A 13,250-nucleotide genomic window follows, 5' to 3' on the forward strand; every position below is an offset into this window, starting at 1 on the left:
GCCTGTTTTTCGTTAAAATTGAATTTTTTCTTCTAAAAAGTCTTTTAATTGTGCGATTGGAATGCGTGTTTGTTCCATCGTGTCGCGATCGCGCACAGTTACCATTTGATCTTGTTCTGAGTCGAAATCATACGTAATACAGAACGGTGTACCAATTTCATCTTGGCGGCGATAACGTTTACCGATTGATCCTGACTCGTCGTAATCAACCATAAAGTGTTGTGACAATTGTTCAAAGATCTCACGTGCACCTTCTGATAACTTTTTCGATAACGGTAATACAGCTGCTTTATATGGGGCTAATGCCGGATGAAGATGCATGACGGTACGCGTTGTGCCGTCTGCAAGTTGTTCTTCTTCATATGCATCAATCATAAAGGCAAGCGTCACGCGGTCTGCACCGAGTGAAGGTTCAATGCAGTACGGAATGAAACGCTCATTCGTCTCTTGATCGAGGTAATGGAAATCTTCTCCTGAATATTCCATATGACGGCGCAAATCGTAATCGGTGCGCGATGCAATGCCCCATAGCTCGCCCCAACCGAACGGGAACTTATATTCAATATCTGTTGTCGCGTTGCTGTAGTGAGATAGTTCATCTGCAGAATGATCGCGCAAACGAATGTTTTCACGCTTCATGCCAAGCGATAAAAGCCACTGTTCGCAATATTGTTTCCAATAATCAAACCATTGCAATTCCTCGCCCGGCTTGCAGAAAAATTCAAGCTCCATTTGCTCAAATTCGCGCGTACGGAATGTGAAGTTTCCAGGTGTAATTTCGTTCCGAAAACTTTTTCCGATTTGCGCAATACCAAACGGCAATTTTTTGCGCATTGTCCGCTGCACGTTTTTAAAGTTTACAAAAATGCCTTGTGCCGTTTCAGGACGAAGATAAATTTCGTTCGCGCTCGATTCCGTTACACCTTGGAACGTTTTAAACATTAAGTTAAATTGGCGAATGTTCGTAAAGTCGCGACTGCCGCAATCCGGACAAGCGATGTCGTGCTCTTGGATAAGCTGCTCCATTTTTTCAAATGGGAGCCCATCGACAACCATTTCAATGCCTTTCGCTTCAAGGGCGCTTTCGATAAGTTTGTCTGCCCGGTGACGCGCTTTACATTGTTTACAGTCAATCATCGGATCGTTGAAGTTCCCTAAATGACCTGACGCTTCCCACGTGCGCGGGTTCATTAAAATCGCTGCATCTAATCCGACATTGTACGGCGATTGTTGGACAAACTTTTTCCACCATGCGCGCTTAATATTGTTTTTTAATTCTGTCCCTAGCGGACCGTAATCCCACGTATTCGCTAACCCGCCGTAAATTTCTGAGCCAGGAAAAACAAAACCGCGATGTTTCGCATGTGCCACAATTTGATCCATCGTTACCGACATATTTCATCCTCCTCTTACGAAGTGTAAACAAAAAACGCTCTCGTCCTTAGGCCTTTCGCCTAGGGACGAGAGCGTAACTCCCGCGGTTCCACCCTAGTTGATGCGTAACGCATCCACTTTTTGCGTGAAGCAACTCCAGACTGCCGTTTCGCTAAGCGTCTTTGCTAGGCTTCCACCCTCCCTAGCTCGCTATAAAAGAACGATCTTAGCTACTATCCATCTTTCATCGTTGCACCTGTATTTCGTTTGGCTAATATTGTATCAAACGACAATACGAGCGTCAAGGGGAGGGAAACCGGTTAATTCCGAATTAAGTAGTCAAACGCACCTAAAGAAGCTGTTGCGCCTGAGCCCATGGAAATGATAATCTGTTTATATGCGCTATCTGTACAATCGCCAGCAGCGAAGACACCAGGAACGTTTGTTGCACCGCGTTTATCGACGATAATTTCACCGAAGCGATTGCGCTCTACCGTTCCTTCTAACCATTCTGTATTCGGTACAAGCCCGATTTGCACGAATACACCTTGAAGTTCAATATGGTGCTCTTCGCCTGTTGCGCGATCAATATATGTGAGACCGTTTACTTTGTCTGTACCTGTAATTTCTTTCGTTTGCGCATTTTTAATGACTGTTACGTTCGGTAAGCTGTACAAACGATCTTGCAACACAGCATCCGCTTTTAATTCTGGCGCAAACTCAAGAACGGTCACATGCTTAGCAATTCCCGCCAGGTCAATTGCCGCTTCGACCCCAGAGTTACCACCGCCAATGACCGCGACATGCTTTCCTTCGAACAACGGACCGTCGCAATGCGGGCAGTAAGCAACCCCTTTATTTTTGAACTCCGCTTCGCCAGGGACGCCGAGATTGCGCCAACGCGCACCTGTCGCGATAATGACCGCTTTACTTTTTAAAACGGCGCCGTTTTCAAGTTCAACTTCAATGAGGTCTTTCTTTTCCAACCGTTTCGCACGCTGCAAGTTCATAATGTCAACATTGTAATGTTTCACATGTTCTTCAAGGCTTGCCGCGAGCTTTGGACCTTCTGTATATTTGACGCTAATAAAGTTTTCAATGCCTAGCGTATCTAAAATTTGACCGCCAAAACGTTCAGCGACAATTCCCGTGCGAATGCCTTTACGCGCAGCATAAATCGCTGCTGTTGCACCAGCAGGTCCACCACCGATGACAAGCACATCAAATGGGTCTTTTTCTGCAAAAGTAGAGGCATCCGGTGTGCTTCCTAACTTCGCAAGAATTTCCTCAAGCGACATGCGTCCGCTTGCGAACGGTTCACCGTTTAAAAAGACAGTTGGCACCGCCATCACGTCTTTTTGTTCGACTTCTTCTTTAAATGCTGCTCCATCAATCATCGTATGTGAAACATTCGGATTTAGTACGCTCATGACGTTTAATGCTTGAACGACGTCCGGACAGTTATGGCACGTTAAGCTGACGTATGTTTCAAAACGGTACGTTCCTTGTAAACCTTTAATTTGATCAATGACCGCTTGATCGACCTTTGGCGGACGTCCACTCACTTGAAGCAACGCAAGCACGAGGGAAGTAAATTCATGTCCTAAAGGCACTCCTGCGAACACAACGCCCGTTTCTTCGCCAACGCGATTGACGCTAAAGCTTGGCGTTCTCTCTAACGTTGTTTTTTCTACTTTGATTTTCGATGACATTGTTGCAAGCTCATCGACTAAAGCAAGCATATCGCGGGAAACTGAATCGTCTCCCGCGCTCACTTTTAACACAATGTCATTTTCCATCAATTGTAGATATTGGGCGAGCTGTGCTTTAATTTCAGCATCCAATACCATTGACGTAAGCCTCCTTAAATTTTACCTACAAGGTCAAGACTTGGCTTCAATGTTTGCCCACCTTCTTGCCATTTTGCTGGGCATACTTCGCCAGGGTTGTTGCGCACGTATTGTGCAGCTTTAATTTTGTTTACAATTGTGCTTGCGTCACGACCGATGCCGTCAGCGTTAATTTCAACTGCTTGGATAACGCCGTCTGGATCGATAATGAACGTACCGCGTTGCGCAAGACCTGTTTCTTCATCAAGCACTTCGAACATGCGTGATAATTTTTGTGAAGGGTCGCCGATCATTACGTATTCAATTTTGCTAATAGCTGGCGAATGATCGTGCCATGCTTTATGCGTGAAGTGTGTATCTGTTGAAACAGAGTATACTTCAACACCAAGCTCTTTTAATTTCGGATATTCGTTTTGTAAATCTTCTAATTCTGTTGGGCAAACGAACGTAAAGTCTGCTGGATAGAAGCAAACGACGCTCCATTTTCCTTTTAAGTTTTCTTCTGTTACCTCGATAAATTCACCGTTATGATACGCCATCGCTTTAAATGGTTGTACTTGTTTTCCTACTAATGGCATTGTAAATCATCCTCCTCGTTGTATTTTTTTGCATATGCATAGCTTGTCCCAGTCATTCGAAATTTATGACTGAAACAATAATAAAATTATAACAATTACAATGCAATATAAATTATCATATAGGAATGTTTATTTGTCAAGCAGAAACTACTTAACCTTGTTAGTTTTTCGACACATTTCTTCTTTATTCCTTTTTCTATAAACACCTGAATCCGTGACAAAACATCTTTACAATGGTCGCAAACCGTTGATACGATAAGGGAAAACGACGTTGACGATTCTTCATCAAGTAGGTGAATGTGATGAAAGATTTCCCGATTCGGTTTGTATTGACAGATGAAGCGATTACTCCAAGTGCTGGGCTTGCTCTCGTGGGCTACTTACTGCACCAAACGAAGCTGGATAAACGAGTAAACGCCCTTCGGCTCCCAACGGTTCGTCGAGATGTGCACATTTCCCATAGCGACGTCATTCGCTCGATGATCGGCTTGCTTGCCACAGGAAAAACGGATTTTGATCATATCGAAGCGTATCGTCAGGACGATATCTTTTCGACATCAATGGGTATTCAGCACGTGCCTTCCTCCCCAACGTTGCGACAGCGTCTCGATCAGCTCGCTTGTCTTCCGATGACCGAAACCATCATTTGGGAGGAATCGATGCGTCTGTTGGTTCGACAACACGCTACCTTGTCCCCTTGTTGGGCGAAAGGGAAAACGACATGGCTTCCCCTTGATATAGATGCTTCCCCATTTGACAACTCCGATACGAAGAAAGAAGGAGTGAGTCGAACGTATAAAGGATTTGACGGTTTTACGCCGTTGTTTGCGTACGCAGGGAAGGAAGGGTATATCGTTCATGCCGAGCTGCGTCCAGGGAAACAACATGTACAAGACAACATGCCTTCGTTTTTAACTACCGCCATCCGTCGAGCTCGTCCGCTGACCTCGTCTCGTCTGCTTGTCCGCATGGATGCAGGAAACGATGCGGAAGCGAATGTGCACGTATGTCTAAAGGAAGACGTGGACTTTGTCATCAAGCGAAACTTACGCCGAGAATCGAAAGCGCTTTGGTTCCAGATCGCTTCGCAAAAGGGCAGACGCATCGATGATGGACAAACCGAAGGAGTACAAACGTATGAGTTATGCCTTCCACAGACAGCAGCAATTGATGGACACACGTATACGTACGTTCAAGTCACCCAAGTGACGGAACGAACGATGGAACGAAATGGACAGCTGATGCTCGTTCCTGATTACGAAGTCGAAAGCTACTGGGTGCGCCTCGAAGGATACGAGCATGTTCGAATGAGTGATGTGCTCGCATTGTATCACGATCATGCGACATGCGAACAGTTTCATAGCGAACTGAAAAGCGACTTAGATTTAGAGCGACTTCCATCAGGGAAGATGAAAACGAATGCGCTCGTGTTAGTCATGGGAGCATTCGTGTACAACCTTCTTCGTCTGATTGGACAAGATCTATTAAGCGATCCGAGACATCCATTACATCATAAAGTGAAACGCCGCCGCATCAAGACGATCATTCAGACGGTGATCACGATGGCAGGTCGACTCGTCCGCCGATCACGACAGATCTGGATGAAACTGACGCGAAGGAGTGGCTATAGCGAGCCCCTTCTGAACATTTACATAAAATGGAGAGAAGGAGCATAACGAACGATTGTTCGCAATTCTGTACTCATCCTAACCCTCTGTCCTTTTTTGTTTTTTCTTTGGTTTATATACCTAAAAAAGATATTTATTTCATTTCTGAGAGTGAAGATGACATCTGTTTTAAACATAAAAAGGGAATGGTGGATCACGTATCCATAAAACCAGCAAAAAAGTCAAAGTCGATGTCAATCCATCACGGATTCAGGTAAACAAAAAACAGAGCCTTCGCAAAGACCCTGTACATATCCCCTAGCGACGAACGAGATGAGCGAGCCGCGAACGAAACGGTTCACCATCCCATATGATTTCACTTTTTGCTTGCCGTTTTTGCACATCCGGCTCTGATAAAAGGAGCCAAAAGTTTTTTGTTGGTAGGTTGCCAAGTTCATGTTTTTCACTTAATCGGTTTAAATACATTTGTCTCGTTTCATTCATTTGTTTCGATAAATGATCTCCTTCATTGGAAAAAGCATAAAGAACACTCGCTGTCGGTACGCGTTTGACACAAAACTCTTTCGCTACACGTAAAAAGAAATCCCAATCCCAATAATTATGAACGTACGGATCAAAATAGCCAATCGCATCATGAATCGTGCGCCGATACATGCTCCCTGAAGGAACATACGTCGAAAATGTACGCATTGCTTGTAAATCATATTCATATGCAAATAAAAAGCGATCGGTCGGTATACGCATACCATTTTCCGTGCGATAATGAAAAATTTCTACGTCCGAATATACAAAATCCGCATCATTCATATTCGCGATCATTCGTTCCATATGGCACGGCAATAATAAGTCGTCGTCATCACAAAGCATGATAAAATCTTCTGTTGCTACACGCACACCGATATTCCGCGCTTCAACATGCCCGACGTTTTCTTGCAATTCAATGAGTTCGATCGGGAGCTCAGGATATGCATCAACCGCGGCTTGCACCGATTCCCCCCCATCGTTGACAATAATGACTTGCGTTGGTTTATACGTTTGTTTGCTTAACGACTCTAGCAATTCTGCCAGCGGAAGTAACCGATTATATGTCGCAATAACTACAGAAACGCCCAAATGAAATATCTCCTTTCAAAAAAAGAAGCTACAATGATACCATTATAGCTTCTTATCGTATGATTATGCGAGTTCTTGCTGCTTTGTCTCTTTTCCGAGGAAAAGAACAGCAAGCGCTCCGATAAAAATGGCGATGCAAAACATCGCAAAAATCGTCGTGATAGACACTTTTTGTGCAACGAAATAACCGACGAGAAGCGGTCCTAAAATGCCACCAATACGTCCAAATGAAGCGGCCATGCCTGCCCCTGTCGCGCGAATAACCGTTGGGTATTGTTCTGGCGTGTAGGCATAAAGCGCTCCCCATGCGCCGAGATTAAAGAATGATAACAGCGCTCCAAACGTCACTAACATCGCAACCGACTCGGCATTTCCGAAGAAATAAGCGCTTAACGCTGTCCCAACTAAATAAATAATGAGCACCGCTTTTCTTCCGATGCGTTCGATTAACCACGCGACGCTAAAATAACCTGGCAATTGCGCTAACGTCATAATTAGCACATATTCAAAGCTTTTAATTAAACTAAATCCTTTCATCACCATCACGCTCGGCAGCCATAAAAACATGCCGTAGTACGAAAAGACGACCGCAAACCATAAAATCCAAAGCATCGTCGTTTGCTTCGCATAAGGTTTTGCCCATACGTCTGCGATATTGCGCCAAACAGAACGACGTTCTGCCGTTTTTACCGCAATAAACTTTTGTGAATCGGGCAAGTTAATACGCAAATAAATGGCGTATAACGCAGGTAAAGCCCCTAAAATGAGTGCCATTTGCCAACCGTACGTCGGAATAATGAAAAATGAAATGAGCGCAGCTAATAGCCAGCCACCTGCCCAAAAGCTTTCTAATAAAACGACAACTTTCCCGCGCTCATGAGCGGGTACGCTTTCCGATACGAGCGTGGAAGCAACCGGAAGTTCACCGCCAAGTCCCATACCGATAAAAAAGCGTAAAATTAAAAATACCGTTAACGTTGTCGCAAAAGCAGATAAGCCGCTTCCGATCGAAAATAATAAAAGCGTAATAATAAATACTTGCTTTCGACCGATACGATCAGCTAACAATCCAAACACAAGAGCACCGACGGCCATACCGATCGAGTTCACGCTCCCAATCCAACCCATTTGCTCAGCTGTTAATCCCCATTCCTTTTGCAAAGCCGCAAGAATGAATGAAAGCATCCCGACATCCATCGCATCAAACAACCATCCAAGCCCCGCGATCCAAAGCAACTTGTTTCTTGATACATCTTGACTCATGTCATCCCTCCATTGTCAGCTGTCAAATTATCCTCTACACGATTATATTTCCTTTTTTGTTATGTATCAATGCAAAAAGCGTCGGAAAAACCGACGCTTATCGCAAATCTTCTTTTAAAAAAGCTCCAGGGAGAAGTTCTTTCACCGTCGTTTCCTGTACATCGCCTTTCATATTGGCTAAAATGACAGGCATATTCGGGTCACACAATTCAACAATGACTTGACGGCATGCGCCACATGGCGGAACAGGACGCTCTGTATCCGCAACAACAGCTAACATCGCATACTCATGGTCTCCTTCTGAGTACGCTTTAAATAAAGCTGTACGTTCAGCACAGTTACATAAACCGTATGATGCGTTTTCGATGTTGCAACCTCCATACACCTTCCCATCTTTCGTTAATAGCGCTGCCCCAACTTTAAACATTGAATACGGAACGTACGCCCGCTCTCTCGCTTGTTTTGCCGCTTCAATTAATAGTTGTTTATCCATTGTTGATCACCCCTCCTTGGGCTGTTTAGTTAAAAAACGTCTTCATTAACCAATCCGCAACGACGCCACCTAAATATACGCCAAAAATCCCTATCACTCCTGCCAACACAGGCGGGGCTGGCAACGGCAAACGTAAAAATTTAAACAAGATTCCAACGACAAGCCCAGCAAGTAAGCTAAGTACTACTTCTTTCATAATGTGAATGCCTCCATTAGTATGCTTCGTTTGAAGTTGTTCCTTCCATAATCGCTGGTCCAGAACTTGTACCGATCCGGTTTGCACCTGCATCAATCATCGCTTTTGCATCTGCCGCACTACGCACACCACCAGACGCTTTCACTCCAACGTTTGGACCAACTGTTTTGCGCATTAATGCAACGTCTTCCACTGTTGCCCCACCGCTGGCAAATCCCGTTGATGTTTTCACAAAATCAGCGCCTGCGCGAACAGCAATTTCGCATGCGCGCACTTTTTCTTCATCTGTTAACAACGCTGTTTCGATAATAACTTTTGTTAACGCTTTTCCTTTTGCAGCCTCGACGACCGCACGAATGTCGCGCTCTACCAGATCATCGTCACCATCCTTTAACGCACCAATATTGATGACCATATCGACTTCTTGCGCACCGTTTTCAATCGCTTGTTTTGTTTCAAAAGCTTTCACTTCTGGCGTTGTCGCTCCTAACGGGAAGCCAATGACGGTACATACTTTTACTTTTGTTCCTTGCAAACGTTCAGCAGCAAGCTTTACCCACGTTGGGTTAACGCATACTGATGCGAATTCGTACTTTTTCGCTTCTTCTACTAACTTTTCAATTTGCACTTTCGTCGCTTCTGGCTTTAATAACGTATGATCAATCATACGGGCAATGTTCATCCTATTTCGCGCAGGAGACTCCCACTTCAACGACCAAAGGGAGTAAGTGGGAGAGGAATGCGCGTTCCCCCTTTCTTTTGTGTATGATATAATAAAGGCGTGGAGAAAACCGTTCAATAAAGGCACTCCAATAACTGCTACTCGATGTATGGAGTTGGTTACAGGAAACGTTGTAACCGTAAAACATCGAGCGTAGGTCCGTCTGTTGTGTGTGGAAGCCAAGTACTGCCAACAGACACACCGAGAGAATCGGTAACGATGCAGGCATGACCTGCGTCGTTGGGTAGTCGTCAACCTGCCCCTGATGCAACCCCAAGTCAAGGAAGGAGGACGAAATCCGTTTGCACTTCTGGGGAGTTGCAAGCCCTCACTTCAAGCGTTAGCTAAGTGGGGGTAGTTGACCATTCGTTCCTCCCTATTTTTAAATAAATATAGCTACAATCATCTTACTAAGTTGAATTTTTGATTACATCATCAATATAACAGGAAAACGAACATATGTAAACGTTAGCATGAACAAACGTAAAATAAAATTCACGTTTTTGCTCCATCTTTCTTCCTTCTTTGCATAAATAAAGGGGGCTTTCTTCTTTTCCCCCGTTTGTCGTTTTTTATTCTTTTTCTAACAAACATTCGGCAGTAAATTGATCTGTTACTAATACGTTTGCATATTTTCCTTTCAATGCTCCGTATATGCCTGCCACTTTATGAATACCTCCCGCAATCACAATCGAGTATTCCTTATTTTTCAACTCTTCTAACTCAATGCCAAGCGTGCGGGCATTTAACTCCTCGCTGCATAGCTTTCCGTTTTGATCAAAAAAGCGTGAACAAATGTCACCGACTGCTTTTGAATAAATCGTTTGCAAATCTTCTTCTGTAAAATAACCAAGCTGGAACAATAGCGACTCCGATTTAATTGATCCAATCGTAAATACAGCAATATTCGCTTGTCGACCGAGATCGAGAATTTTGCGAATATGGCGATCTGCCTCCATTGCCTGCTTAACAACGACATGATCGACGATGGCCGGGAGAGGCAAGTGATGTACCGTTGCATTGAATGCGCTTCCAAACAAATGTAAAATATCAGAAGCGAACGTATTCGTTTCCGACAAGCTGACGCCACCTTTTAATTGAACGACTTTGACGTCTTTCACATGCTTATGTTTAAGCTGTAACGCAACATGATACAGCGTCGTCCCCCATGTGACGCCGATGACATCTCCGTCTTTTACAATCGAACGTAAATATTCAGCCGCCTCTTTCCCTAAATATTTTTTAATAATGCCATCTTGATGTTCAGGAACGGATACAACAATTGCTTTTTTTAAATTGAACTTTTGTTCAAGTTGTGTTGCCAACTGTTGAATATCTTCGGCAGGATCGTTAATTTTAATTTCCACAATTCCTTCTTCCTTTGCTTGCTGCAGTAAGCGTGATACTGTTGGCCTCGACACGCCAAGCTTTTTGGCAATGTCGTTTTGATTATAATCAAGCAAATAATACAACTTCGCTGCTTCAACCACTTTTTTTAACTTTTCTTGCTCCATCGCTTCATCACCTTTTATTATTGACTGAAAAAAGGAGCAACCTTCCATATTTGAAGGAATACTCCCTTTTCTTTCATCATACGAAAATCACTGAACATTTGACAAGCAAAAGTTTTAACATAATTTCCATTTGTATAAGTGAAATGTAACTTGTTCATCTGTCTGAAATGAAATATCTTCGTTATCCTTATTCGAAAAAAACCGCGCCGTAAAAACTTCCTCTCCATCATTTAAGAAAATTTCAATAGACGACGTATCGATAAACATGTGAATCGTGTGTAATTGTGATAATAAACATTGTCGTTTCTCTTTCATGCCATTTCGAGCAAAACTTTCTCTCTCTAACGTCGCAACTTTTTGTTCAAAATCATATGAGAATGAAACATTGTTTTGTATATGAATGGATAAAACGCCTTTACCATCGATATGCTTAAGTAGCAGTTCAACCGTTTTTCCTTTTACACCATCAAATTGCCTAACTTCCTTCTGCAAGAATACATTTGGATGATGAACTTCGTCACTCCGAAGCAACTGCAACTGCTCAATCGGACGCTGATATAATTTATCGCCAATTAAAATGAGTTCACGAGGTAATGTTAGTGCATGTACCCATCGATAATGAATTGTTGGATGTTTATCTTCATCTTGATCCGGTACCCCCATCCAAGCAATCATCACACGACGCCCATGCTCATCGACCATCGTTTGAGGTGCGTAAAATTCAAACCCTCGATCCAATTCAGTAAATGTACCGTGTACATATTGTCCTGTTTCATAATTTAACTGTCCAACAAAATATCCTGCTTGATATACGTTTTGGTAATGCATACCTTCTGGTTGTAATCCTTGTGGACAGACGATGAGAACATCTTTTCCACCCAAACGGAATACATCTGGGCACTCCCACATGTACCCAAAGTTCCCGTCCTCTCCTCCTGCTATAGCACCGATATGCTCCCAATGCATGAGATCATCAGAGCGAAATAATACTGCCTTTCCATCTAATTGCTCGCTCTGTGCGCCAATCACCATATACCACTTGTTTTCATGCTTCCACACTTTTGGGTCACGAAAATGAGCCGTGTAACCGTCTGGGAGATGAACAACAACCCCCTTTTTTTCAAAGTGAAGGCCGTCATTTGATATCGCCATGCATTGATACGTATGTCGCATTCCTTGATCATCTTTTACATTTCCTGTATAAAAAAGTGTAAGTACACCATCATTGTCCACGGCGCTTCCAGAGTAGCAACCGTTTCGGTCAAACCATTCGTCCGGAGCTAATGCAGGCGCTTGTCTTTCCCAATGAACAAAGTCATGCGATGTATAATGCCCCCAAAATTTTGCTCCATGTGTCGTTTGAAACGGCATCCACTGATAAAACACATGGTATGTCCCTTTCCAATAAATCAGTCCATTTGGATCGTTCATTAGTCCGACAGGAGGCATTAAATGATAGCGCAAGCGATTCGGATCACTTTCAACAATCGAGGCATACTTTTTTATTTCTTCCTCAGCTAATTGTATGAGCGATTTCATCTCGACCAACCTTCTCGTAAAATTCGTTCGACTTCATCACGCGTCGGTAAAGCTGTCATCGCCCCTTTTGTTGATGCAGCTAGCGCCCCTGAAACACTCGCAAAACGCGCCATTTGTTCAACTTCCGTAAGCGACAAGTCGTCGATCGCCCCTTCTTGCTCATGCAAGCAATAAAGCATACCGGAAACAAACGCATCTCCTGCCCCTGTCGTATCCACCGCCTCTACTTTAAGCGCTGGGGTAAATACCGATCCTTCCCTCGTGAACGCATAACTTCCGTTTTCTCCTAGCGTGACGACAATAAGTGGAATGTTGTAGGAAGCAAGGGCATCTACACCTTTTTGAATATCTTCTTCCCCTGTAATAAATGTCAATTCCTCTTCGGAAATTTTCAATACGTCCGCTTCAGTTAACATAGATATAATCATTTCGCGAGCTTGTTGTTCGTTTTCCCACAGACCGAGACGTAAATTCGGGTCATACGAGACGATCATTCCATTTTCTTTAGCTAACATAACAGCCCGCTTTGTCGCGCTTCGTGCTGGTTCGCTAATAAGTGAAATAGAACCAAAATGGAAAATGCGATGCGTCAAAAATAACGACTCATCCACTTCCTTTTCGCTTAAAAAGCGATCGGCACTCGGATTAATGTGAAAATCAAAGCTTCGTTCTCCGTTTTCAGCTAACGTTACAAAAACGACACCTGTGCGAACATCGTCACTAAATTGAAGCGAAGTTGTGTTGACACCGTATTCATCGAGTGTTTCTTTCAAAAAGACACCGAGTACGTCACGTCCGACTTTTCCAACAAATGTCGATGGTATGCCAAGCCGTGCGACACCGACCGCGACATTCGCTGGCGCCCCACCAGGACTTTTTTGGTAAACCCGATTTGTTGCATCGAGCGGAATAAAATCAATTAACGCTTCACCAAGACTAATGACTCCTCGTTTCATCGTTATTCCCTCCTACAAAAAAAGG

Annotated in this window: 12 protein-coding genes; 1 reads left to right on the plus strand and 11 read right to left on the minus strand. The window is 43.6% G+C overall.

The window, feature by feature from the left end:
* Positions 1-12: 12 nt before the first annotated feature.
* The 3 genes from NSQ23_RS15515 to ahpC form a co-directional block, all read right to left on the minus strand.
* Complete coding sequence (locus NSQ23_RS15515) at positions 13-1,395, minus strand: glycine--tRNA ligase (RefSeq protein WP_339172066.1); 1,383 nt, start codon at positions 1,393-1,395, stop codon at positions 13-15.
* Between the two features lie 299 nt (positions 1,396-1,694).
* Entirely contained in the window at positions 1,695-3,224 is a 1,530-nt protein-coding gene (ahpF, locus tag NSQ23_RS15520; RefSeq protein ID WP_339172068.1) for an alkyl hydroperoxide reductase subunit F, read from the minus strand.
* Positions 3,225-3,238: 14 nt separating this feature from the next.
* Positions 3,239-3,802, minus strand: a complete 564-nt coding sequence (gene ahpC / locus NSQ23_RS15525) for an alkyl hydroperoxide reductase subunit C (protein WP_003397103.1) — start codon at positions 3,800-3,802, stop codon at positions 3,239-3,241.
* Positions 3,803-4,104: 302 nt separating this feature from the next.
* On the opposite strand from ahpC, the gene NSQ23_RS15530 reads away from it, so the two are divergent.
* Positions 4,105-5,478 (plus strand): IS1380 family transposase, encoded by a 1,374-nt coding sequence (locus NSQ23_RS15530; RefSeq protein ID WP_339174395.1) that lies wholly within the window; start codon positions 4,105-4,107, stop codon positions 5,476-5,478.
* A 249-nt stretch (positions 5,479-5,727) separates the two neighbouring features.
* On the opposite strand, the gene NSQ23_RS15535 is transcribed toward NSQ23_RS15530, so the two are convergent.
* The 8 genes from NSQ23_RS15535 to NSQ23_RS15570 form a co-directional block, all read right to left on the minus strand.
* A complete protein-coding gene (locus tag NSQ23_RS15535; protein WP_339172069.1) occupies positions 5,728-6,543 on the minus strand; it encodes a glycosyltransferase family 2 protein in 816 nt (271 codons plus the stop codon).
* Positions 6,544-6,606: 63 nt separating this feature from the next.
* Positions 6,607-7,806: an MFS transporter gene (locus tag NSQ23_RS15540; protein WP_339172070.1), complete on the minus strand. Its 1,200-nt coding sequence runs from the start codon at positions 7,804-7,806 to the stop codon at positions 6,607-6,609.
* 97 nt (positions 7,807-7,903) lie between these two features.
* The gene (locus NSQ23_RS15545; RefSeq protein ID WP_339172074.1) at positions 7,904-8,299 is read right to left on the minus strand and encodes a cytidine deaminase; all 396 of its coding nucleotides are present in this window, start codon (positions 8,297-8,299) and stop codon (positions 7,904-7,906) included.
* 25 nt (positions 8,300-8,324) lie between these two features.
* Positions 8,325-8,495, minus strand: a complete 171-nt coding sequence (locus NSQ23_RS15550; protein ID WP_339172076.1) for a DUF1427 family protein — start codon at positions 8,493-8,495, stop codon at positions 8,325-8,327.
* A 16-nt stretch (positions 8,496-8,511) separates the two neighbouring features.
* On the minus strand, positions 8,512-9,177 hold the full coding sequence (gene deoC / locus NSQ23_RS15555) for a deoxyribose-phosphate aldolase (RefSeq protein WP_339172078.1): 666 nt from the start codon (positions 9,175-9,177) through the stop codon (positions 8,512-8,514).
* 611 nt (positions 9,178-9,788) lie between these two features.
* A complete protein-coding gene (locus NSQ23_RS15560) occupies positions 9,789-10,730 on the minus strand; it encodes a sugar-binding transcriptional regulator (protein WP_192954220.1) in 942 nt (313 codons plus the stop codon).
* 114 nt (positions 10,731-10,844) lie between these two features.
* The gene (locus NSQ23_RS15565; RefSeq protein ID WP_192954219.1) at positions 10,845-12,269 is read right to left on the minus strand and encodes a sucrose-6-phosphate hydrolase; all 1,425 of its coding nucleotides are present in this window, start codon (positions 12,267-12,269) and stop codon (positions 10,845-10,847) included.
* A complete protein-coding gene (locus NSQ23_RS15570) occupies positions 12,266-13,225 on the minus strand; it encodes an aminoimidazole riboside kinase (protein ID WP_339172081.1) in 960 nt (319 codons plus the stop codon). The genes NSQ23_RS15565 and NSQ23_RS15570 overlap by 4 nt, the downstream gene beginning before the upstream one ends.
* Positions 13,226-13,250 lie beyond the last annotated feature (25 nt).

Source organism: Anoxybacillus sp. FSL W8-1294, assembly GCF_037965005.1.
GTDB classification, from domain to species: Bacteria; Bacillota; Bacilli; order Bacillales; family Anoxybacillaceae; genus Anoxybacillus; species Anoxybacillus flavithermus_G.

Coding starts and splice junctions, on each gene's coding strand:
- NSQ23_RS15515 (WP_339172066.1), bottom strand. CDS start 1,395: ATGTCGGTAACGATGGATCAAATTGTGGCACATGCGAAACATCGCGGT.
- ahpF (WP_339172068.1), bottom strand. CDS start 3,224: ATGGTATTGGATGCTGAAATTAAAGCACAGCTCGCCCAATATCTACAA.
- ahpC (WP_003397103.1), bottom strand. CDS start 3,802: ATGCCATTAGTAGGAAAACAAGTACAACCATTTAAAGCGATGGCGTAT.
- NSQ23_RS15530 (WP_339174395.1), top strand. CDS start 4,105: ATGAAAGATTTCCCGATTCGGTTTGTATTGACAGATGAAGCGATTACT.
- NSQ23_RS15540 (WP_339172070.1), bottom strand. CDS start 7,806: ATGAGTCAAGATGTATCAAGAAACAAGTTGCTTTGGATCGCGGGGCTT.
- NSQ23_RS15545 (WP_339172074.1), bottom strand. CDS start 8,299: ATGGATAAACAACTATTAATTGAAGCGGCAAAACAAGCGAGAGAGCGG.
- NSQ23_RS15550 (WP_339172076.1), bottom strand. CDS start 8,495: ATGAAAGAAGTAGTACTTAGCTTACTTGCTGGGCTTGTCGTTGGAATC.
- deoC (WP_339172078.1), bottom strand. CDS start 9,177: ATGAACATTGCCCGTATGATTGATCATACGTTATTAAAGCCAGAAGCG.
- NSQ23_RS15560 (WP_192954220.1), bottom strand. CDS start 10,730: ATGGAGCAAGAAAAGTTAAAAAAAGTGGTTGAAGCAGCGAAGTTGTAT.
- NSQ23_RS15565 (WP_192954219.1), bottom strand. CDS start 12,269: ATGAAATCGCTCATACAATTAGCTGAGGAAGAAATAAAAAAGTATGCC.
- NSQ23_RS15570 (WP_339172081.1), bottom strand. CDS start 13,225: ATGAAACGAGGAGTCATTAGTCTTGGTGAAGCGTTAATTGATTTTATT.